General features: G+C 58.5%; 21 protein-coding genes. 10 read left to right on the top strand and 11 right to left on the bottom strand.

The window, feature by feature from the left end:
• On the bottom strand, nt 1-819 hold the full coding sequence (locus AWM69_RS14225) for a phosphoglycolate phosphatase (RefSeq protein ID WP_218727267.1): 819 nt from the start codon (nt 817-819) through the stop codon (nt 1-3).
• Entirely contained in the window at nt 816-1,490 is a 675-nt protein-coding gene (gene rpe / locus AWM69_RS14220; protein WP_048380730.1) for a ribulose-phosphate 3-epimerase, read from the bottom strand. Before rpe ends, AWM69_RS14225 begins: the two co-directional genes overlap by 4 nt.
• Before the next feature lie 276 nt (nt 1,491-1,766).
• Here rpe and AWM69_RS14215 point away from each other — a divergent pair, with 276 nt between their 5' ends.
• Entirely contained in the window at nt 1,767-2,225 is a 459-nt protein-coding gene (locus AWM69_RS14215; RefSeq protein WP_218727266.1) for a transposase, read from the top strand.
• A 4-nt stretch (nt 2,226-2,229) separates the two neighbouring features.
• On the opposite strand, the gene AWM69_RS14210 is transcribed toward AWM69_RS14215, so the two are convergent.
• The 6 genes from AWM69_RS14210 to AWM69_RS14185 form a co-directional block, all read right to left on the bottom strand.
• Nucleotides 2,230-3,054, bottom strand: coding sequence for an ABC transporter permease (locus AWM69_RS14210; protein ID WP_218727264.1), 825 nt, complete (start codon nt 3,052-3,054; stop codon nt 2,230-2,232).
• Nucleotides 3,055-3,064: 10 nt separating this feature from the next.
• Nucleotides 3,065-4,312, bottom strand: coding sequence for an ABC transporter permease (locus tag AWM69_RS14205; RefSeq protein ID WP_218727262.1), 1,248 nt, complete (start codon nt 4,310-4,312; stop codon nt 3,065-3,067).
• 67 nt (nt 4,313-4,379) lie between these two features.
• Nucleotides 4,380-5,420, bottom strand: coding sequence for an ABC transporter substrate-binding protein (locus tag AWM69_RS14200; RefSeq protein ID WP_131653313.1), 1,041 nt, complete (start codon nt 5,418-5,420; stop codon nt 4,380-4,382).
• Nucleotides 5,421-5,455: 35 nt separating this feature from the next.
• Nucleotides 5,456-6,580 carry an ABC transporter ATP-binding protein gene (locus AWM69_RS14195; RefSeq protein ID WP_218727260.1) on the bottom strand — a complete coding sequence of 375 codons (1,125 nt, stop codon included), beginning with the start codon at nt 6,578-6,580 and terminating at the stop codon, nt 5,456-5,458.
• A 237-nt stretch (nt 6,581-6,817) separates the two neighbouring features.
• Nucleotides 6,818-7,453, bottom strand: a complete 636-nt coding sequence (locus tag AWM69_RS14190) for a response regulator transcription factor (RefSeq protein ID WP_218727258.1) — start codon at nt 7,451-7,453, stop codon at nt 6,818-6,820.
• A 14-nt stretch (nt 7,454-7,467) separates the two neighbouring features.
• Nucleotides 7,468-9,861 carry a PAS domain S-box protein gene (locus tag AWM69_RS14185; protein ID WP_218727256.1) on the bottom strand — a complete coding sequence of 798 codons (2,394 nt, stop codon included), beginning with the start codon at nt 9,859-9,861 and terminating at the stop codon, nt 7,468-7,470.
• Nucleotides 9,862-9,935: 74 nt separating this feature from the next.
• On the opposite strand from AWM69_RS14185, the gene AWM69_RS14180 reads away from it, so the two are divergent.
• The gene (locus AWM69_RS14180; protein WP_218727254.1) at nt 9,936-10,928 is read left to right on the top strand and encodes an alpha/beta hydrolase family protein; all 993 of its coding nucleotides are present in this window, start codon (nt 9,936-9,938) and stop codon (nt 10,926-10,928) included.
• 14 nt (nt 10,929-10,942) lie between these two features.
• On the opposite strand, the gene AWM69_RS14175 is transcribed toward AWM69_RS14180, so the two are convergent.
• The 3 genes from AWM69_RS14175 to AWM69_RS14165 are packed head-to-tail and all read right to left on the bottom strand — an operon-like array spanning nt 10,943 to nt 13,405.
• Nucleotides 10,943-11,710, bottom strand: coding sequence for a DnaJ domain-containing protein (locus AWM69_RS14175; RefSeq protein WP_131653317.1), 768 nt, complete (start codon nt 11,708-11,710; stop codon nt 10,943-10,945).
• Between the two features lies 1 nt (nt 11,711).
• On the bottom strand, nt 11,712-12,383 hold the full coding sequence (gene murU / locus AWM69_RS14170) for an N-acetylmuramate alpha-1-phosphate uridylyltransferase MurU (protein ID WP_218727253.1): 672 nt from the start codon (nt 12,381-12,383) through the stop codon (nt 11,712-11,714).
• On the bottom strand, nt 12,380-13,405 hold the full coding sequence (locus tag AWM69_RS14165; protein WP_218727251.1) for an aminoglycoside phosphotransferase family protein: 1,026 nt from the start codon (nt 13,403-13,405) through the stop codon (nt 12,380-12,382). The genes murU and AWM69_RS14165 overlap by 4 nt, the downstream gene beginning before the upstream one ends.
• Before the next feature lie 131 nt (nt 13,406-13,536).
• Between AWM69_RS14165 and AWM69_RS14160 the strand changes: the two genes are divergently transcribed.
• The 8 genes from AWM69_RS14160 (at nt 13,537) to AWM69_RS14125 (ending at nt 23,366) form a co-directional block, all read left to right on the top strand.
• Nucleotides 13,537-16,287: an LPS-assembly protein LptD gene (locus AWM69_RS14160; RefSeq protein ID WP_131653320.1), complete on the top strand. Its 2,751-nt coding sequence runs from the start codon at nt 13,537-13,539 to the stop codon at nt 16,285-16,287.
• Nucleotides 16,268-17,602: a peptidylprolyl isomerase SurA gene (surA, locus tag AWM69_RS14155; RefSeq protein ID WP_131653321.1), complete on the top strand. Its 1,335-nt coding sequence runs from the start codon at nt 16,268-16,270 to the stop codon at nt 17,600-17,602. Before AWM69_RS14160 ends, surA begins: the two co-directional genes overlap by 20 nt.
• Nucleotides 17,599-18,588 carry a 4-hydroxythreonine-4-phosphate dehydrogenase PdxA gene (gene pdxA / locus AWM69_RS14150; protein WP_048380751.1) on the top strand — a complete coding sequence of 330 codons (990 nt, stop codon included), beginning with the start codon at nt 17,599-17,601 and terminating at the stop codon, nt 18,586-18,588. The genes surA and pdxA overlap by 4 nt, the downstream gene beginning before the upstream one ends.
• Nucleotides 18,585-19,403 (top strand): 16S rRNA (adenine(1518)-N(6)/adenine(1519)-N(6))-dimethyltransferase RsmA, encoded by an 819-nt coding sequence (rsmA, locus tag AWM69_RS14145; protein WP_218727248.1) that lies wholly within the window; start codon nt 18,585-18,587, stop codon nt 19,401-19,403. Before pdxA ends, rsmA begins: the two co-directional genes overlap by 4 nt.
• Nucleotides 19,404-19,520: 117 nt before the next feature.
• Nucleotides 19,521-19,901 (top strand): Co2+/Mg2+ efflux protein ApaG, encoded by a 381-nt coding sequence (apaG, locus tag AWM69_RS14140; RefSeq protein WP_048380754.1) that lies wholly within the window; start codon nt 19,521-19,523, stop codon nt 19,899-19,901.
• Entirely contained in the window at nt 19,901-20,782 is an 882-nt protein-coding gene (locus AWM69_RS14135) for a symmetrical bis(5'-nucleosyl)-tetraphosphatase (protein WP_218727246.1), read from the top strand. The genes apaG and AWM69_RS14135 overlap by 1 nt, the downstream gene beginning before the upstream one ends.
• Nucleotides 20,783-20,814: 32 nt before the next feature.
• Entirely contained in the window at nt 20,815-21,144 is a 330-nt protein-coding gene (gene glpE, locus AWM69_RS14130; protein ID WP_131653324.1) for a thiosulfate sulfurtransferase GlpE, read from the top strand.
• Between the two features lie 299 nt (nt 21,145-21,443).
• Nucleotides 21,444-23,366 carry a PrkA family serine protein kinase gene (locus AWM69_RS14125; protein ID WP_048381676.1) on the top strand — a complete coding sequence of 641 codons (1,923 nt, stop codon included), beginning with the start codon at nt 21,444-21,446 and terminating at the stop codon, nt 23,364-23,366.
• Nucleotides 23,367-23,466 lie beyond the last annotated feature (100 nt).

Here is a 23,466-nt window from a genome sequence, read left to right as displayed (position 1 = left end):
TCAGGCGCGCCAACGCCAACGGGCCAGGGCCTTGATAACTTTCATCCAGAGTTTGCGGGTGACCACCACGATGGAATCTCTTTGAGAGGGGTGAACTGAATTGCCCAACGTTATCTCAGCCGAAGATTCTAAGCAACCGGCTATCAGCTCTTGCAGGTTGCCAATCACCATATCGGGCGACTCTTCTTCGATCGGCCGGCCATGGTTATAGCCATAGTTCAACGCGACACAGCGTACACCTGCGGCTTTGGCCGCCAGCACGTCATTGCGCGAATCACCGATAAACATTGATTGAGGCGCTGTCACACCGGCCATTTTCATCACAAACAACAACGCCGCCGGATCCGGCTTTTTCTGGGGCAGCGTGTCACCCCCAATGATCCAGCGAAAGAACCGGCCGAGTTTCATCTCATCAAGCAAGGGCGCAACAAAGCGCTCCGGCTTGTTGGTGATCAGGGCCATTTCGACCCCCTGTTTCTGCAACCACTTGAGGCTTTCGCGCACTCCGGCATAGACCCGGGTCAGTTCATGGCCACCGTCATAGGCCTCCATGAATATTTCCAGCGCCCGCTCCGCCTCGGCGTCGTCAATCCCCGAGCCCTGCATGTTGCCGGCCAGCGCACGACGCACCAGCATGGGCGCGCCGTTGCCAATCCACATCTGCACGTTCTCAAGGCCCGCCGGTGGACGACCAAGCTTGAGCAGCATGGTCTCCACGGCAGCGGCCAAATCCGGCACGGAATCGATCAAAGTGCCGTCCAGGTCGAACATGATCAACTTCGGCAGCTGCCCCTGGAGTAGCTGCTCGAAGCCACTCATGCGCGGGCCAACGCTAGCTCGGAACGCATTTTCTGGATCACTTCTTCGTAGTTCGGCGCATTGAAAATGGCCGAGCCCGCGACGAAGGTGTCCGCCCCCGCCTCAGCGATCTCGCGGATATTGCCCACGTTGACGCCACCATCGATTTCGAGGCGGATTTCACGGCCCGAAGCATCGATCAGTGCGCGCGCTTCACGCAGTTTGTCGAGCGTGCCGGGAATGAACTTCTGGCCACCGAAGCCCGGGTTGACGCTCATCAGCAGGACCATGTCGACCTTGTCCATGACGTACTTGAGCACATCCAGCGGGGTCGCCGGGTTGAATACCAGACCGGCCTTGCAACCGCCTTCGCGAATCAGTTGCAGGGAGCGGTCGACGTGCTGCGTGGCTTCGGGATGGAACGTGATGTACGTCGCACCCGCTTCGATGAAGTCGCCGATGATCCGGTCAACCGGGCTGACCATCAGGTGAGCATCAATCGGCGCCGTGATGCCGTACTTGCGCAAGGCAGCACAGACCATAGGGCCAATGGTCAGGTTGGGCACGTAATGATTGTCCATGACATCGAAATGCACGATGTCAGCGCCTGCGGCGAGCACGTTGTCCACTTCTTCACCAAGACGGGCGAAGTCGGCTGAAAGAATCGATGGGGCAATAGCGAAGGGCTGCATAACGCACCTTTTAATGAGCAAATTACGGTGGCGCGCATTGTATACCCCCGATCCCGACCCGCACACCGGGGCCGCGATGATTGACCTCAATCCATGCGGTTGCTCCGCAACCTTATCGCAGCCTTCGGCAGCGGCTACACAGCCTGTAGCCGCTGCCGAAGGCTGCGATAAGGCCCTCATGACCTTCCCGGCAATATCTTGCTAACAAGCGCATCCACCGAGTTCAACTCAGCCGTCTAGGTTTGAAGCACCTATCAAAAAGACACGAGGCAAGGAATGCCAAATTTCTCAAATGGACATCAGCTTTTAAAAGGCCGTGTATCCGAACCAGGCCGAATCTACTTACTCACGACGGTTACCGAACAACGTCGACCGGTCTTCCACGACTTCCACCTCGGGCGTCTTGTGGTCAATCAGCTAAAGCATGCCCACGATGAAGGCATCGTTAATTCCATCGCATGGGTGGTCATGCCTGACCATTGCCATTGGCTTATAGAACTACGTCGTAAAACGCTGGGTGAATTGATGTGCCGTCTAAAATCGCGCAGCAGCGTAGCCGTTAATCAAGCAACCCACGCCTATGGACGGCTGTGGCAAAAAGGCTATTACGACAGGGCACTACGGCAGGAGGACGACGTGAAAGCAGCGGCCCGCTACATCATCCAGAACCCGATTCGCGCTCAAATCGCTTCGCGAATCGGGGATTATCCGTTGTGGGACGCTTGCTGGATCTGACGCCTCAGGCCTGTGCGGTGCGCATTTTTTCGCTACGCCCGCGCAGCCATTCGAGGGTCAGCAGCAAGATCACCGAGAACCCGATCAACAGCGTCGCCGCAGCAGCAATGGTCGGGCTGAGGTTTTCACGAATGCCACTGAACATCTGACGCGGCAAGGTTGCCTGTTCCGGGCCGGCCAGGAACAGCGTGACCACCACTTCATCAAACGATGTTGCAAACGCAAACAGTGCGCCGCTGATCACCCCCGGCGCGATCAGCGGCAAGGTCACCCGGCGAAAGGCAGTCAAGGGCGAGGCGCCCAGGCTGGCAGCCGCTCGCACCAGGTTGTGATTGAAGCCCTGCAGGGTGGCCGATACGGTGATGATCACAAAGGGCACGCCCAATACGGCGTGCACCACAATCAACGAGACGTAGCTGTTGCCCAGACCAAGGGGCGCAAAAAACAGGTAGCTGGCCACACCGATGATCACAACAGGCACCACCATGGGCGAAATCACCAGCGCCATGACCAGCGCCTTGCCCGGAAAGTCGCTGCGTGTCAGGCCAATCGCGGCCAGTGTGCCAAACACCATCGCCAGCACCGTGGCAGCCGGCGCCACAATTACGCTGTTTTTCAGTGCACGCATCCACTCGGCCGAGGCAAAGAAGTCCTGGTACCAATGCAGGGAAAACCCTTGCAACGGGTACACCAGAAAACTCCCGGAGTTGAAAGACAGCGGAATGATCACCAGCACCGGCAAGATCAGAAACAACAGAATCAGCCCACAGAGAATGCGCAAGCTGTAAAACCAGACCCGCTCAACGGGTGACATATAAGGGCTCAGCATGGCGTTCTCCTTAGCTCAAGCGCAGGCGGCTCGCGCCTACCAGCCAGTTGTACATCAGGTAAAGCAGCACGGTGGCCAGCAGTAACAAGCCACCCAAGGCGGTCGCCATGCCCCAGTTGATGCTGGTGTTGGTATAGAACGCTACGAAATAGCTGACCATTTGGTCGTTGGGGCTGCCGAGCAAGGCCGGGGTGATGTAGTAGCCAATGGCGATGATGAACACCAACAGGCAACCCGCGCCGACTCCGGCATAAGTTTGTGGGAAGTACACACGCCAGAAGCTAGCGAATGGATGACAACCCAGCGAGATAGCAGCACGCATATAGGTAGGCGAAATACCTTTCATCACGCTGTAGATCGGCAGGATCATGAATGGCAACAGAATGTGCACCATCGAGATGTAAACCCCAACCCGGTTAAACACCAGTTCCAGCGGTTTATCGATCACCCCCATGCTTATCAGGGCACTGTTGATCAGGCCTCCCGACTGCAGCAGTACAATCCACGCTGCCACCCGCACCAGTACCGACGTCCAGAACGGCAGCAGTACCAGAATCATCAACAGGTTGCTTTGACGGGCCGGCAGGTTAGCCAACAGGTACGCCAGCGGATACGCCAGCACCAGGCAAATGCACGTGATGACAAACCCCATCCAGAAGGTACGGGCGAAGATGTCCAGGTAGATCGCCTGGTCAGGTGTGGCCGGGGCGACTTCGCCCAGGTCATCGATCCGGTGGTCCACCGCTGCCAACAGATAGAACGGTGTCACGCTGGAAGCGTTGCGTTTGATCGCCTGCCAATACGCCGGATCGCCCCAGCGTTCATCAAGGCCTTCCATCGCGTCTTTATACGATTCGGGCACGGCCTTGAACGGCAAGGCCCTGGCGGTTTTCATCAACAGGCTGCGATAACCTGCCAATTCCATATTCAGTCGCTTGGACAAATCGCCCAAGACTTGATTCTTGCGGGCTTCGGCCAGGTCCTCACCGAGCGCCTGGTAGACCGACTCCTCCGGCAAGCCTTTGCCATCCCACGCCGTCACGGCCACCACGGTGCGCGGCAAGCCTTCGACCACTTCCGGGTTGCCCACACTTTTGTAGAGCAGCGCAGCGATCGGCACCAGAAACACCAGCAGCAAAAAAATCACCAAAGGCGCAATCAGCGCTTGCGCCTTCCAGCGGTTAATTCGCTCGGCATGTGCCAGGCGCTTTTTCAAGGTGGGGCTGGAGACCTCGTTCAGGGGAACGGCGATAGCCATGGCGAACTCCGGAAAACTTTAAACGATGGCGGTGCGGCCCGGTCGGCCGCACCGCATGTCAGGGCTGTTACTTGGCAGCCCAGGCGTTGAAGCGTTGCTCCAGTTGCTCGCCGTTATCAGCCCAGAAGCTGACGTCGATCTGCACCTGGTTGACGATGTTTTCCGGAGCCGTCGGCATGTCCGCCAGCAGCGCCTTTGGCAAGAGCGGCATCGCTTCCTTGTTTGCCGGGCCGTAGGCGATGTTTTGCGAGTACAGGCTTTGCTGTTGTGGCTGCAGGGTGAAGGCGATGAACTTCTTCGCAGCTTCAGCCTTGTCCTTGCTCAACCCTTTAGGGATGGCCCAAGCGTCAAAATCGTAGATGCCGCCATTCCACACCACCTTCAGATTGCTTTCCTTTTGCACTGCTGCAATACGGCCGTTGTAAGCCGAACTCATCACAACATCGCCGGAGGCCAGGTACTGCGGCGGCTGAGCGCCCGCTTCCCACCATTGAATGCTCGGCTTGAGCTCATCCAGCTTTTTGAAGGCACGGTTCTGGCCTTCCTTGCTCGCCAGCACGCTGTACACGTCCTTGGGCGCCACGCCGTCGGCCATCAGTGCAAATTCCAGGGTGTACTTGGCACCCTTGCGCAGGCCGCGTTTGCCCGGGAAGGTTTTGGTGTCCCAGAAATCCGCCCAACTGGTGGGTGCGGTTTTCAACTTGTCGGCGTTGTAGGCCAACACCGTTGACCACACGAAGAAGCCGGCACCACAGGTCTGGATCGCGCCTTTGACGTACTGCTCAGGATTGCCGAACAGGGCCGGGTCCAGCGGCTCGAACATATCCTCGTCACACCCGCGGGACAGTTCCGGCGATTCCACTTCTACCAGGTCCCAGGAAATGCTTTTGGTGTCGACCATCGCTTTGATCTTGGCCATTTCACCGTTGTATTCCCCGGCGATGATTTTGCCGTCACCTTTGGCCTCCCAAGGGGCGTAAAACGCTTTGACCTGCGCAGCCTTGTTCGCTCCGCCAAACGACACCACGGTGAGATCGGTGGCTGCCATTGCATTGGCAGCACACAGCATGCCCAGCGTCAGGGCCGTGAACTTGAGGGATTTATGCATTGTTGTTCTCCACAGGGTTGGTGAAGCCGGGGCGATTAATTCGCCTCTAAGAGAGGATCCAGCGCGCGTACATGTTCGACTTGCCAACCAAGTGGCACGACGTCTCCCACCGCCAGGCCCGGATCAAGCTCGGCAATGGGCTGTTTCACAAAAAAATCGTTCTTGCCGCAGACTTCGAGACGCAACCGGACGTGATCGCCCAGATAGATAAACTCTTCAACACGCCCCGAAAAGCGGTTGACGCACGATTCGCTGGAGCCATTGAGGCTGATGCGTTCAGGCCGAATGGACAACGTCACCGGATCGCCTGTGCGTCCCACATTCACCGCCAGCGCCTGAACCTTCTCGCCCCGGCCCAGTTCCACTACGCATCGATCACCGTCCTGGCTGTGCAGGCGGCCATTGAGACGGTTGTTCTCACCGATGAAGTTGGCAACAAATGTGTTTTTCGGTTCTTCATATAAGGTGCGCGGCGGGGCGATCTGCTGGATTTCACCCTGATGAAACACGGCAACACGATCGGACATGGTCAACGCTTCGCCCTGATCGTGAGTCACATAGACCACGGTGACGCCCAGGCGCTGATGAAGGTGCTTGATCTCCATCTGCATGTGCTCGCGCAGCTGTTTATCCAGCGCACCCAGCGGCTCATCCATCAGCACCAGCTGCGGTTCAAACACCAGCGCTCGCGCCAGCGCGACCCGTTGTTGCTGACCGCCCGACAGTTGGGCCGGGTAACGCTGCGCAAAGGCATCCAGCTGCACCATGCTCAGTACACGCTTGACCCGTTCGCTGATATCCGTGCGGTTCAAGCCGCGCACAGATAACGGGAACCCCAGGTTCTCGGCCACGGTCATGTGCGGAAACAGCGCGTAGTTCTGGAACACCATGCCGATGTCGCGTTTATGCGGTGGCACATTGTTGATCGATCGACCCGCAAGCAGGATTTCACCGGCAGTGGGTGTTTCAAAGCCGGCCAACATCATCAGGCTGGTGGTTTTGCCCGAGCCGGACGGCCCGAGCAATGTCAGGAACTCGCCTTTGCGAATATCCAGATTGAGATCTTTAACGATCAGGTTTTCGCCATCGTAGCTCTTTTGCACACCACGAAAGCTGACCAGTATGTCACTCGCCCCAGCGCTTGCACCGACCTCACTCATAGCCACACCTTTTGTTTTGGACTGCCGTAGCCCAAGACTAATGAAGGTGCAAGCCCACAGAAATCGGGGCGAAGGAGATATTCACATCAGGAGGATGGAAGGGTTTTTGTAGGGATTGCCCTACAACGATGTCGTGATCGGAATGGTCATACATCTACCGTGCACCCGACAGGCAAGGGCCGGAGGCAAACCTGTCGTAAACAGATATGTCGGCCCTATCAATACTGAGGGAGAGACTTACAGCAACTTGTGCTCCATCGCATATTTGACCAGCTCCGCCAGCGACGTGACGTGGAGTTTCTGCATCAGACGCGCCTTGTGGGTACTGATGGTTTTGCTGCTCAAGGCCAGTTGCAGGGCGATGTCATTGACGTTAACGCCCTGCGCCAGTCGCTCGAACACCGAAAATTCACGCTCAGACAACAAAGCATGCAATGGCCGGGTGTCGGTCAGGCCGACCTCGAACACCATGCGATCCGCCAGATCCGGGTCGATGTAACGCCCGCCCGCCGCCACTTTACGAATCGCCGTGAGCAGCAGCGCCGGATCACTGTCTTTGGTGGCGTAACCCGCAGCACCGAACTTCAACGCCCGAGCCGCCATTTGCGCTTCATCGTGCATCGACAGCACCAGAATCGCGGGCGGGTTATTCAAGGCGCGGATCCGCGGGATCGCTTCAAGACCATTCACCCCCGGCATCGAAATATCCAGCAGCACCACTTCGCAAGGCACATGCCTCAAGGTTTCCAGCAGTTGCTCGCCGTTACTCGCCTCACCCACGACCAGCAAGTCCTTGGCCAGGCCGATCAACTGCTTGATCCCTTCACGCACGATGGTGTGGTCTTCAGCTACCAGTACACGGATCACGGGCATTTCCTCATCAAAAATCACTCAAGGCTTTGGCTCAACGGCACGCGCACACTCAGTGTGGTGCCCGCTCCCGGTTCGCTTTGCAGCGACAACGTACCGCCCAGCATCAATACACGCTCACGCATGCCGACCAAGCCGAAGGATGCCGGCCGGCCCGCTGAGGGTTCAAAACCCTGACCATCATCGCTGATGCTCAAACACAGTTCTTTGCCCTGCACACTCAGCGTCAACTCCACGGTCTGGGCCTGAGCATGACGGATCACGTTGGTCAGTGCCTCCTGCAAAATCCTGAACAGCCCGACTTCCTTCGCGGCACTCAGCGGCGGCAGGTGTTCCGGCACCTGAACCAGACACGGAATCTGAGTCCGCGCTTCAAACCGCCGGGCCTGCCATTCAATCGCCGAGCAGATACCGGCATCCAGAATCGGCGGGCGTAACGCCGTCGCGACATCCCGTACCAGCTGGAACAACTGGGCAATCAGCTTTTTCATGCTATTGAGCCGCTCGCGCAACCCTGGATCAAGGTCGGCGTAGGCCAGCTCGCACATCGAGGTTTCAAGTTTGAGTACCGTCAGCATCTGGCCCAGCTCATCATGCACCTCGCGGGCGATGCGGGCCTTTTCTTCTTCTCGCACACTCTCAAGGTGCGCCGAGAGTTCGCGCAGTTGGCCCCTCGAGCTGTCCAGCGCCAGCTCGATGCGCTTACTCTCGCTGATATCCCAGACAATGCCGTCCCACACCACCGTGCCATCTTTGAGACGACGGGTAATGGCCTTGATTTCAGCCCAACGCTGCTGTCCTTGGCTGGTCAAGATCCGTCCTTGCCATGACCAGTCACTGTCACTGTCCAGCGCGATGTCCTGCACTCGATGGTAATCCGCCTTGTCATCCGGGTGTACCAGGCTGCGTAAACCCACCTCACGCTGACGCAATGTGGCCGGGGAAAACCCGGCCAGACTTTCACTGCCTTCGCTGATGTAAGGAAAGTCCAGTTCACCAGTCAGCAAAGAGCGTTCCAGACGAAAGACCAGCCCCGGGACGTTAGCGGCAATCCCCTGCAAGCGTGCATCGCTTTCTTGCAGCGCCGCCTGTACCCGCCGCCGCTCAGTGAGGTCATTGAGGTACACGACCAAATACTCGGCCTCCTGAAACCGCAAAAAGCTCAAGGTCACATCGGCCGGAAACTGGCTGCCATCGGCGCGGACACAGTGGGTTTCGATACGCTGAACACCCTCCTCGCTGGCGCGTGCACGCCGCCACAAACTCAACCAGCGGTCCATGCTCAAGCCGGGTTCGAAGTCGCTCAAGGGGCGTTCCAGAACAGCCCCGGGTGTATAGCCGAGCATGTCTTCCGCAGCGCGATTGGCATAGCGCACATGGCTGTCCCAATTCACCCACAGAATCCCCATGGGGCTTTGATCAATTGAAAACTGAGTCAAGCGCAACGCTTCAGCGCTGGCGGCGCGCAAGGCGATGTCTTCCCGGGCCCCGAGCAAGGTGCGTTCAAGCGCCGTCTGCTGGCGGCGCTGCCAGAACACAATGGCCATGCACGCCAGCAGCACCACACCGAGCAATGCGCACAGATTTTGCCAGAAGCCCGGCGAAGGGCCGGCTCGCGGATATTTGGGCTGTAGCCAACGAGCATGCAATTGCTCCATGTCTCGCGCCGGAATCGCATGCAGCCCACGCTCGACAATGCCCGCCAACTCGGGCCAGTCTCGGCGGGTCGCAACGCGCAGCAGTTGCGGCAGCCCGATATCACCGACCACGGCCAACTCCGCAAACTCGGGCTCGATCGACAAACGGCTGAGCTGAGCTTCATCGACCACGGCATACGTGGCTTGCTGGCTGAGCAATAACTGCAAAGCCTGGCGTTCCAATGGCACGCCTTGCAGGTTCAGACCCGGATAGCTGCTGCGCAAGAAGTCCGCAGTGGCGCTGGGCATGCGCACCGCAACGCGGGTTTGACTGTCGATGCTTTCCAGATCAACCGAACCCGTGCCGTTGCGCACCCCCACCAGCAATTGCGGAACCCGCATATAGGGATCGGAAAACATCCACAAACGCAAACCTGCCGGGGTTTGCGTCAACCCCGGAACCAGATCGATCTCCCCGGCGCGGGCAGCCGCTTCCACGCTTTTCAGGTCGGGGTAGTTTCGCCAGACCAGTTCGACATTCAACGTGCTCGCCAGCCACTTCATCAGCTCGACGTTGGCCCCCGACAATTGCTGCAAGCGCTGGTCGAACCTGGCGTAAGGGGCCTGCAGCACCAGCCCGACACGCAACGCCTGATGTTGCGCCAGCCACTGTTGCTGATCCGCCGACAACTGCGCCGCCGGCAAAGGCGCTGCCGTGCCCATCAAGGGCAGCCATAACCAGCCGATAACCCACCAATAGCAAAAACGTGTCATCTGGACGCTCACACCCTGACAAATATGGATCAACCCTTTAGGCTGCCGGGATTACTTCTGGCCTGGAATAACCGATGCTTCTTTACCGCCTGGTACTGCCAGCCCTGTGCCTGTCGTTACTGCTACCCCTCGCCTTGCCAACGCAGGCAGCCGAGCCAGAGCCTGCCGCCGAGGCTGCACTTCCTCAGCCGCTGGTGCGCCAGCCACTGCCAGAGCGCAGCCAGGAGGATGCCATGGCGCTTGAACGAAGCATCCCAAAACACGAACAGCAACTGCTGCAGGCCGGAGACGACAGTTTTCTCACTCTCTGGAAGCCTGCCAACAGCAGCGACCCCAGCGGACTGGTGATCATTGTGCCGGGTAACGGAGAAACGGCTGACTGGCCGCTGGCCGTCGGGCCACTTCGCAACAAACTCCCCGATGCCAACTGGGCCAGCCTGAGCCTGACCTTGCCGGACATCCAAAGCACGGCCAGCCTGACGCGAGAGACCGAACCAGAAAGCCAGCCTGTCACGCCAGACAGTAGCAGCAAAGACGCCAGCACCACAGCCAAACCCATCGAACAAGCGGCCAGCGCCGGCACTGAAAACCCCGGAAACGATCCAGTTCCCGTTTCGACGCTTGAAGCGTTAAGCAAGGCCGATGCCGAGCGCATTTTCGCGCGCATCGACGCCGCGCTGGCCTTTGCGCTGCAACAGAACATGCGCAGCATTGTCCTGCTCGGTCATGGCACAGGCGCCTATTGGGCAGCACGTTATCTGGAAGAAAAACAGCCCGCGCAAATCCCCAAGCTGATCATGGTCGCGGCACAAACACCGGCCCAGGCACAACCTGAACTGAGCCAACTGATCTCGTCACTCAACATTGCGCAGCTGGACCTGTTCTATAAAGACACGCCACTCACACGCGAAGCCGCCTTGCAGCGGCGACAGGCCAGCAAGCGGGTCAAGGGTTTGACATTCAATCAAGTGGCACTGACGGCTATCCCGGGCAACCGGGCCGCCGAGCAGGAACTGCTGTTTCGTCGAATCCGTGGCTGGCTTAATCCGCAGCCTGTGGATAAATAGCCCCGGCCCTGCGCTTAACGAAAGCCGCGCCGCTCACTGATCAAGGCATAAGCGTGATGCAGCTCGCGGGTTTTTTCAGTGGCGTCACGCACCTGCGAAAGAGTCGCCCCGGTGCCGGCGATCTTGTCCGGGTGATGCCGACTGAGCAAACGCCGGTAGGCACGCTTTATCTGCACCGGATCACTGCTGTCCGTGACGCCAAGCAACGCCAGCGATGCCTGATAAGTGCCGCCGCGAGTGAGCAACGATTGCGAAGGCACTTCGTACTCCGCACCCAGTGCCTCAACCTGTTGTGGTGTCCAGCCCAGCCAGCGCCCCCAGAGCATGATCAGTTGTCGCTCTGCGGGATCGACCCGCCCGTCGGCAACACACATCCGCCAGCAGGCGCGCAACACACGTTCAGCTACCGCCGGCTCGGCTTTCAGACGCTGCAGATCGCCGCGCACCGAGTCACTACCCGACTTGCCACGGTTAAACGCAGCAACGGCCCGCTCCTGTGCACTGGACGTCATGTCGAGCAGGCGCATCTCTTGACGTGCCTGTTCGATATGCGGGGCCATCACACGGCCCCCGCTCTTGGCCAGGCGACCCAGCAAAATGAACAGCAGTTCATCGTTGTCCCGCATCGGGCGACCGCCCAAGCGCTCACGCACATCCGCCCAACTGTGCAACTGCAGACGCCGATCCAGCACCTGCCCCAGCAAGGCGCCGAGCATGGCTCCCGGAATACTGGCAATGAGAAGGCCTGCTCCAGCTCCGATCAGCGTCCCTGGCCACAACATATCAGTGTGGATCCCTGATCAGCGCCTCGACCTCAGCCAGCCGCTCATGTGTTCCCACATCGACCCAACGCCCTTGCAAGCGTTCGCCTGTGACCCGGCCTTCGGCCATGGCCGCGCGCAACAGCGGTGCCAACTTGAAGGCTCCGGCAACAGCCCCCTTGAACAATTCCGGACTGAGCACCGCGATCCCGCTGTAGGTCAACGTGTCGGCACCGGCGCCGCCATCCTGAACCTGCGCATCATTGAGGCAGAAGTCGCCTGCCTGGTGGTGCGCCGGATTATCGACCAGCACCAAATGCGCCAACCCCGACAACGGTCGACGCAAGGCGGCAAAGTCGTAATCGGTCCAGATGTCGCCATTGACCACCACAAACGGGCTATCGCCCAGCAGCGGCAGCGCCTTGAAAATCCCGCCGCCCGTTTCCAGTGGCTCACCTTCGGCGGAATACCGGATGCTGACGCCCCAGCGTGAGCCGTCGCCCAGATGGTCTTCTATTTGTTGGCCCAGCCAGGCGTGGTTGATCACAATCTCGGTAAACCCCGCAGCAGCCAAAGCCCGCAGGTGATACTCGATCAGCGGCACGCCTCCTGCACGAATCAGCGGTTTGGGTGTGTGCAGGGTCAATGGCCGCAAGCGCTCACCCTTACCTGCCGCCAGGATCATCGCCTTCATACGGGGGCCTCGACAGATTTGGGCAGGCTGGCGAACAACTCACCCAGCTCCGCCAGTTCAGGACGACGTGCCAGCACGGCTTCTATATAGGCAAAGAAGCGCGGCACATCCGCCAGATAACGCGGCTTGCCATCCCGATGGCAAATGCGGGCAAAAATCCCGATCACTTTCAAGTGACGCTGCACGCCCATCAGGTCACTGGCACGCAGGAAGTCTTCGAAGTCAGGCTGCACTGGAATGCCCAGCGGCAGCGCCAACTGCCAATAATCCTTCAACCAGGCCTGGACACGCTCTTCGGGCCAACTGAGAAAGGCATCCTTGAACAAGCAGGTAATGTCATAGGTCACCGGGCCGTAGACCGCATCCTGGAAATCCAGTACCCCGGGGTTGGGGATACTGAGCATCAGGTTGCGCGGCATAAAGTCGCGGTGCACCAGCACCTGTGGCTGCGCCAGAGCACTGTCAATCAGCAGCGCGCTGACCCGCTGCCAGGCCGCTTGTTGCTGCTCATCGAACTCGACACCCAAATGAGCACGCACATACCACTCAGGGAACAATTCAAGCTCGCGGCGCAGCAATGCCACGTCGTAGCTGGGCAATGGCGCGGTCATCGGCAAATGCTGAAAGGCCAGCAAGGACTCAATCGCGTCCTTGAACAGCTCGTCGGCGTTGCTGCTGTTAATCACGTCGAGAAAGGTTTTATTGCCCAGGTCGTTCAGCAGAAGAAAGCCGCGTTCAAGGTCCTGGGCATAAATTTTCGGCACGTTTATCTGGCTGGTACGCAGTAATTGCGCAATATCGACGAAAGGTTTGCAGTTTTCCTGAGGCGGCGGCGCGTCCATGACGATAAAGCTGCGGCCTTCGCCTTCCCAGCGAAAATAACGTCTAAAACTCGCGTCGCTACTGGCCGCAGTCAGCGTGGCCGGGGGCACGGCACCCCAGCCCTCGTTCGCAAACAGGTCTGGCAACTGCTCATCGAGCCAAACTTTCAGGTGTTGCAGGCGTACATCTTGGTCAGGCATTACAAGGGTCTCCGACGGCGCTAGCCGTCAAGCGGGTCATGCTTTATTATCCAGAATCTTTTCCAGACCATCGATAGGCGTGCGGTCCCCCACCGCGGGCTGATGGCACGCAGGAAGCCCGGACTAATAAGATGGCATTGAAATCCCCCGCGTTTCGTAAAAAATTTCCGTTGCTGGTAACCGGCAGTCTGCTGGCCATGCAACCTTTAGCCACGCCATTCGCTGTTGCCGAGGAGCAGTATGACTGTTCCGTGTCGGCTACGGGAGGCTGGGATTGCGCGCCAAAAACGAATGTAGCGCAATTGCCACCTCGTCCGACGCATGCAGGCGCTGTGGTCGATGCTTCCGGCGAAACAGCCGAGCAAGCCGCACAGACCCCGCTGGTGACTGAAGCCAAGGGCCGCGGGCTGAAGTCACGCAGCGAAGACTACAGTCACCTCGACTGGGTCCCGCGTGACAAGCTGACACCTGCGCAACTGGCCGAAACCGGTCCGTACTGCGCTGGCTCCTACGTCGAGCCAATCCGTCCGGGCATGAACGACACCACCAGCAAAAGCGATGCCCCAACCTTTATTGGTGCCAAGGCCTCACGCTATCAGCAGGAAGAACAGGTCGCGACCCTGGCCGGTGACGTTGTCATGCGTCAGGGCAGCATGCAGATCGAAGCCGACGAGGCCAGCCTGTATCAGGCCGAAAGCCGTGGCGAGCTCAATGGCAAGGTCCGCCTTCGCGACAACGGTGCATTGATTGTCGGCGATCACGCCGATGTTCAACTGGACACCGGTGCTGCCAAGGTCGATAACGCCGAATACGTTTTGCACAAGTCGCGCATTCGCGGCAGCGCGCTGTACGCCAAGCGCGGTGAAAACGCGATCATCCGCCTCAAGGATGGTACGTACACCACGTGCGAGCCGAACAGCAACGCCTGGCAGCTCAAAGGCAACAACATCACGTTGAACCCGGCCACCGGCTTCGGTACGGCAACCAACGTGACGCTGCGGGTCAAAGACATCCCGATTTTCTACACCCCGTACATCTACTTCCCGATCGACGATCGCCGTCAGTCCGGTTTCCTGCCGCCGTCCTTCAGCAGCAGTTCCGACACCGGCTTCATGCTCGTGACCCCGTACTACTTCAACCTGGCACCTAACTACGATGCCACGTTGTACCCGCGCTACATGACCAAGCGCGGCCTGTTGATGGAAGGCGAGTTCCGCTACCTGACCGAGTCCAGCGAAGGGCAGTTCGGCGCCGCGTACCTCAACGACGACAACGACGACCGCAAGCTGCAGACCGACTACACCGACAAGCGCTACATGCTCAACTGGCAGCACAAGGGCGGCCTGGACTCCCGTGTAATGACCGAGGTCGATTACACCAAGATCAGCGACCCGTACTACTTCCAGGATCTCGAGAGCGATCAGATCGGCGTTGAAAGCCAGGACTTCGTCAACCAGCAGGGCGCCGTCAGCTACCGTGGCGACAATTACACCGCCCGACTGAACGCCCAGGCCTACCAGCTGGCAACGGTTACCCAGATCACGCCGTACAACATGCTGCCGCAGCTCACCTTCAATGGTGCCCTGCCGTATCACCCGGGCGGTCTGGACTTCAAATACGACACCGAGCTGGTGCGTTTTGACCGCGATCTGGAAAACGGCAACTTCGTTGATGAAGACGGGAAGGTCTCGTCCCGCCTGGACAACAACGTTACCGGCCTGGCACGTGCCAACGGTACACGGATGAATGTCGCACCGGCCATGAGCCTGCCGATGAACTGGAGCTACGGCTTCCTGACGCCATCCCTGAAGTACATGTACACCCAGTACGACCTTGATCTGGATGGCAAGGGCAAGGCTCAGTTAGCTACCGGTGATAATTTCGACAGCTCGGTTAACCGCAGCGTACCTATCGCCAGCATCGACAGCGGCCTGTACTTCGACCGCAACACCCAATGGTTCGGCACCAACTTCCGCCAGACCCTGGAACCGCGGGCGTTCTACCTGTATGTCCCGGAACGCGATCAGGACGACATCCCGATCTTCGACACCAGCGAAAGCACCTTCAGCTATTCCTCGCTGTGGCGTGACAACCGCTTCACCGGCACTGACCGCGTGGGTGACGAGAACAAACTGTCCCTGGGCGTCACCAGCCGCTGGATTGAAGAAAACGGCTTTGAGCGTCAACGCGTCAGCGTGGGCCAGGCTTACTACTTCAAGGACCGCAAGGTTCAACTGCCAGGTATTGACGCCGATCGTGCCGACGCAACGGCCGGTGTGTCGCCGTACGCACTCGAGTATGCCTACCGCTTCAACCGCGACTGGCGTGCAACCGCCGACTTCAACTGGGATCCGGACAGCCACAGCACTCGCTCTGGCAGTGCGATGATGCACTACCAGCCGGAAGACAACCCGAACAAGGTCGTCAACCTCGGTTACCGTTATCGTAACGACCAGGTTCGCTATGACCAGTACACCGGCAAGTGGACAGTGGGCGGTGGTGACTACCTGTCGCCGGGCGATCCTGGCTATATCAAGGATTACTACAAGATCAAGCAGCACGACTTCTCGGTTATCTGGCCGATCGTGCCGCAATGGAACGTCATCAGCCGCTGGCAGTACGACTACAACCGCGACCGTACCCTGGAAGCCTTTGGTGGCTTCGAGTATGACAACTGCTGCTGGAAGCTTCGTCTGATCAGTCGTTATTGGGTTTCCAACGACGAGTACTCCCAAGAAGCCCCGGAAAACGAAAAGGGCGATCATGGGGTCTTCCTTCAAATTGTGCTGAAAGGTCTCGGTGGCGTTGTTGGCACCAAAGTAGAGAGCTTCCTCGACAAAGGCATCCAAGGTTATCGTGAACGTGAAGATCAAGCTTTCTGAGTGTCTGCGCCCGCTAGTGCTGGGCGCGCTGTTCCTGGGTACTGCAGCTCACGCTGCGGTACAGCCCCTTGATAAGGTTGTGGCCATCGTCGATAACGACGTGATCATGCAGAGCCAGCTGGACAACCGTGTCCGCGAAGTTCAGCAAACCATTGCCAAGCGTGGTCAGGGCGTTCCGCCGGCCAGCGTTCTGGATCAGCAGGTGCTTGAGCGTCTTATCGTCGAAAATCTGCAATTGCAGCTCGGTGAACGTGCAGGCATCCGCATCACGGATGAAGAACTGAACCAGGCCATTGGCACCATTGCCCAGCGCAATAACATGACCCTCGATCAGTTCCGTCAGGCCCTGGCTCATGACGGCCTGTCCTATGAAGATGCCCGCGAGCAGGTACGTCGCGAGATGATCATCAGCCGTGTGCGTCAACGCCGCGTGGCCGAGCGCATTCAGGTCACGGATCAGGAAGTTAAAAACTTCCTGGCATCCGACCTGGGCAAAATGCAAATGTCCGAAGAGTTCAACCTGGCCAACATCCTGATTCCAACGCCGGAAAGCGCGAATTCGGAAGCAATCCAGACCGCCTACAAGCAAGCTGAAGAGGTGTACAAACAGCTCAAGCAAGGCGCGGACTTCGGTCAAATGGCGATCGCCCGCTCAGGCAGCGATACGGCACTTGAAGGTGGCGACATGGGCTGGCGTAAAGCTGCTCAGCTACCGCCTCCATTCGATCGCATGCTGAGTGAAATGCCAGTGGGCGACATCACCCCACCGGTACGTACACCCGGCGGCTTCATCATCCTCAAGCTCAACGCGAAACGTGGTGGCGAGTCCGTGGTGGTTGACGAAGTACATGTTCGTCACATCCTGATCAAGCCGAACGAAATTCGCAGCGAAGCGGCGACCAAGACACTGGCAGACAAACTCTACGAGCGCATCACCTCGGGTGAAGACTTTGCCGAGCTGGCCAAGAACTATTCGGAAGACCCGGGTTCCGCCCTTAACGGCGGCGACCTGAACTGGATCGACCCTAACTCGCTGGTACCTGAGTTCCGGGAAGTCATGGCCGATACCCCGCAGGGTACTTTGTCCAAGCCGTTCCGCACCCAATACGGCTGGCATGTCCTGGAAGTCCTGGGCCGTCGCGCCACGGACAGCACCACCCAGGCTCGCGAGCAGCAGGCAATGAACGCCTTGCGTAACCGCAAGTACGACGAAGAGCTGCAAACCTGGCTGCGCCAGATTCGCGACGAAGCCTACGTAGAGATCAAACTCCCTGCTGCAAACCCGGCAGAGAGCGCCGACCAGGCTGCGCAGTGAACACACAGCGTTTTGCCCTGACACCCGGCGAACCGGCAGGCATAGGTCCCGACCTGTGCCTGCTACTCGCCTCGCAACGCCAGCCACATCCCCTGATTGCCATCACCAGCTGCGACCTGCTCCTTGAGCGGGCCGCCCAGCTCGGTGTGGCTGTCAGTCTGCTACCTGTCAGCCCGGGCAACTGGCCAGAGCAACCGGCACCGGCAGGCAGCCTGTACGTATGGGACACCCCACTGAGTGCAGCTGTTACCCCCGGCACGCTGAACAAGGCCAACGCTGCGTTCGTGTTGCAAACCTTGACCCGAGCCGCACAAGGCTGCCTGGACGGGGATTTTGCAGGGATGATTACTGCACCGGTACACAAGGGCGTGATCAACGAAGCGGGCATTCCGTTTTCCGGACACACTGAGTTCCTTGCCGACCTGACCCGCACCGAGCAAGTCGTAATGATGCTCGCTACCCGCGGGCTGCGCGTCGCGCTGGTGACCACTCACTTGCCGCTGCGCCAGATCGCCGATGCCATTACCCCCGAGCGGCTGATGCGGGTGACCCGTATCTTGCACGCCGACCTGCAACAAAAATTCGGCATCGCCCAACCGCGCATCCTGGTTTGCGGGCTCAACCCCCACGCCGGTGAAGGCGGTCATTTGGGTCATGAAGAAATAGACATCATTGAACCAACCCTGGAGCGCCTGCGCAGCGAGGGCATGGACCTGCGTGGCCCGCTGCCTGCCGACACTCTGTTTACCCCCAAATATCTGGAGCACTGCGATGCAGTGCTGGCGATGTACCACGACCAAGGCCTGCCCGTACTGAAATACAAAGGGTTTGGTGCCGCAGTCAACATCACCCTGGGCTTGCCGATCATCCGTACCTCCGTCGACCATGGCACTGCCCTGGATCTGGCGGGCAGCGGCAAGATCGATACCGGCAGCCTGCAAGTCGCCCTGGAAACCGCCTACCAGATGGCCGAGACCCGTATATGAACGAGCAATACCAACACAAGGCGCGCAAGCGCTTTGGCCAGAACTTCCTGCACGATGCAGGTGTAATCGACCGTATTCTGCGCGCCATCAGCGCCAAGGCCGGCGACCGCCTGCTGGAGATCGGCCCGGGCCAGGGTGCTCTGACCGAGGGCATTCTCAACAGCGGCGGTCAACTCGACGTTGTCGAGCTCGATAAAGACCTGATCCCGATCCTCAACCAGCAGTTCGCTGGCATGAGCAACTTCACCCTGCATCAAGGCGATGCACTGAAGTTCGACTTCAAGACCCTCAACGCAGCACCGCGCACCCTGCGGGTTGTCGGTAACCTGCCGTACAACATCTCCACGCCGCTGATTTTTCACCTGTTGAAAAATGCCGACATGATCCGCGACATGCACTTCATGCTGCAAAAAGAAGTGGTTGAGCGCATGGCTGCCGGTCCTGGCGGCGGTGACTGGGGTCGTCTGTCGATCATGGTTCAGTACCACTGCCGTGTCGAACACCTGTTCAACGTAGGCCCCGGTGCGTTCAATCCGCCGCCTAAAGTCGATTCGGCGATTGTCCGCCTGGTGCCCCACGAAGTACTGCCACACCCCGCCAAAGACCATCGCCTGCTTGAGCGCGTGGTTCGCGAAGCGTTCAACCAGCGTCGCAAAACGCTGCGCAACACTCTCAAGGCCCTGCTCAGCAACGCTGAAATCGAAGCCTGCGGCGTTGATGGCAGCCTGCGTCCTGAGCAACTCGACCTGGCCGCCTTTGTGCGCCTGGCCGACAAACTCAGCGAACAACCAGTCCCGGCACCCGCTGTCGACTGATTGTCAGGTACATATGCGGTTACCAGGTCGACATCTGGCCTAGTACCCGCAACTTGGCCTAGACTCAGGCATCAGTTTTATTCCGAACTGTCTCCGCTTTCACGTAAGGCCTTTCGCATGCCCGATCCCCGTTATCAGGTCGACGTCAGCGTCGTCACGCGTTACCTGCCAGAACAATCCCAACCTGAACATCAGCGTTTTGCTTTCGCGTACACCATTACAGTACGCAACAAGGGCTCACTGCCCGCGAAGCTGCTGTCCCGACATTGGGTGATCACCGATGGCGATGGTCATGTCGAAGAAGTCCGTGGCGCAGGTGTAGTCGGTTTGCAGCCAGAGATCGAACCCGATGGCGAGCACACGTACAGCAGCGGCTCGGTCATCACCACCAAAGTCGGCACCATGCAAGGCAGCTATCTGATGCATGCCAGTGACGGTCACGAATTCAAAGCCATCATTGCGCCCTTTCGTCTGGCCGTGCCCGGGGCTCTGCACTAATGTCGGTGTACGCCGTCGGGGACTTGCAAGGCTGCCTGCAGCCGCTTAAATGCCTGCTTGAACGCGTCGCCTTCAACCCCGCCAAAGACAAACTGTGGCTGGTGGGGGATCTGGTCAACCGCGGCCCGGAATCGCTGGAAACCCTGCGATTCCTTTACCGCATGCGCGAATCCCTGGTGTGCGTGCTGGGCAACCATGACCTGCACCTCCTCGCCGTGGCCCACAACATCGAACGCCTGAAAAAAGGCGACACGTTGCGCGAGATCCTGGAGGCCAGCGATTGCGATGAACTGCTGTCCTGGCTGCGCCAGCAACCCTTGTTGCATTACGACCTTGAGCGCAATACCGCGCTGGTGCATGCCGGAATACCGCCGCAGTGGTCACTGAAAAAAGCCCTCAAACATGCCAGTGAAGTCGAACACGCCTTGCGTGACGACAATCTCCTGGCGCCTTTTCTCGATGGCATGTACGGCAACGAACCTGCCAAGTGGGACAATGAACTGACTGGCGTGACGCGTTTACGGGTGATCACCAACTATTTCACCCGTATGCGTTTTTGCACCCGGGACGGCAAGCTCGACCTTAAAAGCAAAGAAGGCCTCGGCAGCGCTCCGGCGGGTTATGCACCGTGGTTCAGTTATAAAGAGCGCAAAACCCAGGACCTCAAGATCATCTTTGGGCACTGGGCAGCTCTCGAAGGGCATTGCAAGGAACCGGGCATTTTCGCACTCGACACCGGCTGTGTCTGGGGCGGAGCGCTGACCCTGCTCAATGTCGACACGGGCCAGCGCCTGAGCTGCGACTGTGACGATCTCGGCCTCGCTGTGCCCTCCGGCCCTCCATTGACCGATCAATCCTCCACTCCCGTGGGCGCCCGTTAACGGCGTCCGTCGTCAGGCTACAGGAACCTCAAATGACCGAATTCAAACGTATTCCGCCGGAGCAAGCCCAAGCCTTGCGCGAGCAAGGTGCCGTCGTGGTTGATATCCGCGATGCACAGGCTTATGCCTCCCGCCATATCACCGGCGCCCGGCATCTCGACAATCACTCGCTGCATGACTTCATCACCCAGGCCGACCTGGATGCCCCGCTTATTGTCGCCTGCTACCACGGCAACTCCAGCCAGAGTGCTGCCGCTTACCTAGTCGGCCAGGGCTTTAGCGATGTATACAGCCTTGATGGCGGCTTTGAGTTATGGCGTGCGACTTATCCGAACGAAACCTCCGAAGGCACCGCCGAATAAATTTTTATTAGCGCCAAGCCCACGTGATCAAAGGGCTGGCGCCCCTCCTGACCAACGGTCGATCGTAACAATTCACGCATCTCGCCTTGACCTCCCTGATTACCAACTATCCTTTAGCTCAGGCCATCCAAATCTGGGGAGAGCCGGTACACCGGCGAATGGATCATCGGTAGTAACTTCAAGGGCTTAGCCACCTTGATGGTGTCCTGGGGGGTACACAGCAGCTGAAATGCTGCTGCATGCCAGCACTCGAACTGACCGATCTGTTGCCGGCTCCACGTATCGAGCGAGGTGACGTCATGAGTATTTTTAGCCACTTCCAACAACGCTTTGAGTCCACGCGCCAGGAGGAGCTCACGCTTCAGGAATATCTGGAGCTGTGCAAACAAGACAAAAGCGCATATGCCTCAGCAGCTGAAAGGCTTCTGCTGGCCATCGGCGAACCGGAACTGCTGGACACCTCGAACAATTCCCGTTTGTCACGGATCTTCTCCAACAAGGTGATCCGTCGCTATCCGGCCTTTGAAGACTTCCACGGAATGGAAGAATGCATCGACCAGATAGTCTCCTACTTCCGCCACGCCGCGCAGGGCCTGGAAGAGAAGAAACAGATCCTCTACCTGCTGGGCCCGGTAGGGGGCGGCAAATCATCGCTTGCCGAAAAACTGAAACAACTGATCGAAAAGGTCCCGTTCTATGCCATCAAAGGCTCGCCGGTCTTTGAATCACCCCTGGGCCTGTTCAACGCCACCGAAGATGGCGCGATTCTCGAAGAAGACTTCGGCATTCCAAAACGCTACCTGAGCACCATCATGTCGCCGTGGGCCACCAAGCGCCTGGCCGAATTTGGTGGCGATATCAGCCAGTTCCGCGTGGTCAAACTTTATCCGTCGATCCTCAATCAGATCGGGGTGGCCAAAACCGAGCCCGGGGATGAAAACAACCAGGATATTTCAGCCCTGGTAGGTAAGGTCGATATCCGCAAGCTGGAAGAATTCCCGCAGAACGACGCCGATGCCTACAGCTACTCGGGCGCACTGTGCCGTGCCAACCAGGGCCTGATGGAATTCGTAGAGATGTTCAAGGCACCGATCAAGGTGCTGCACCCATTGCTGACGGCCACGCAAGAAGGCAACTACAACAGTACCGAAGGTCTGGGGGCGATTCCGTTTACTGGCATCTTGCTGGCCCACTCCAACGAATCGGAGTGGCACACCTTCCGCAACAACAAGAACAACGAAGCTTTCATCGACCGGATCTACATCGTCAAAGTCCCGTACTGCCTGCGTGTCAGTGACGAGGTGAAGATCTACGACAAGCTGCTGTTCAACAGCTCACTGGCCAATGCTCATTGCGCACCCGACACCCTGAAAATGCTGGCACAGTTCACGGTGCTGTCACGCCTCAAAGAGCCCGAAAACTCCAACATCTACTCCAAGATGCGGGTCTATGACGGCGAGAACCTGAAAGACACCGACCCGAAAGCCAAATCCATTCAGGAGTACCGCGACAGCGCTGGCGTCGATGAAGGCATGAACGGTCTTTCTACCCGTTTTGCGTTCAAGATCCTGTCCAAGGTTTTCAACTTCGACCCGCATGAAATCGCCGCCAACCCGGTTCACTTGCTGTATGTGCTCGAACAACAGATCGAGCAGGAACAGTTCCAGGCTGAAACCCGCGAGCGCTACCTGCGGTTCCTCAAAGAGTATCTGGCACCGCGCTACATCGAGTTCATCGGCAAAGAGATCCAGACCGCTTACCTCGAGTCCTACAGCGAATACGGACAAAACATCTTCGACCGTTATGTGTTGTATGCAGACTTCTGGATTCAGGATCAGGAATACCGCGATCCGGAAACCGGTGAAATTCTCAACCGCGTGGCCCTTAACGAGGAACTGGAGAAAATCGAGAAACCGGCCGGTATCAGCAACCCGAAAGATTTCCGAAACGAAATCGTCAACTTCGTGCTGCGCGCCCGCGCCAACAACAACGGCAAAAATCCGACCTGGCTCAGCTACGAGAAGCTGCGCGTGGTTATCGAGAAGAAAATGTTCTCCAACACCGAGGACCTGCTTCCCGTCATCAGCTTCAACGCCAAGGCGAGCAAAGAGGACCAGCAAAAACACAACGACTTTGTTACACGAATGGTCGAGCGTGGCTACACCGACAAACAAGTACGACTGCTCTCCGAGTGGTACCTGCGGGTCAGAAAGTCGCAGTAATCCAGCGACTGGCTTCAAGCCTCAAGCGGCAAGAAAGCGTTCGCCTGCCTGGCGGTTCGCCCTTGCAGCTTGAGGCTTACCCTTTGAAGCTCCCCGGAGG

Source organism: Pseudomonas sp. D1HM, from assembly GCF_019266105.1.
In the GTDB taxonomy this organism is placed as follows: domain Bacteria; phylum Pseudomonadota; class Gammaproteobacteria; order Pseudomonadales; family Pseudomonadaceae; genus Aquipseudomonas; species Aquipseudomonas taetrolens.
This window is presented reverse-complemented; position numbering and strand designations above follow the sequence as displayed.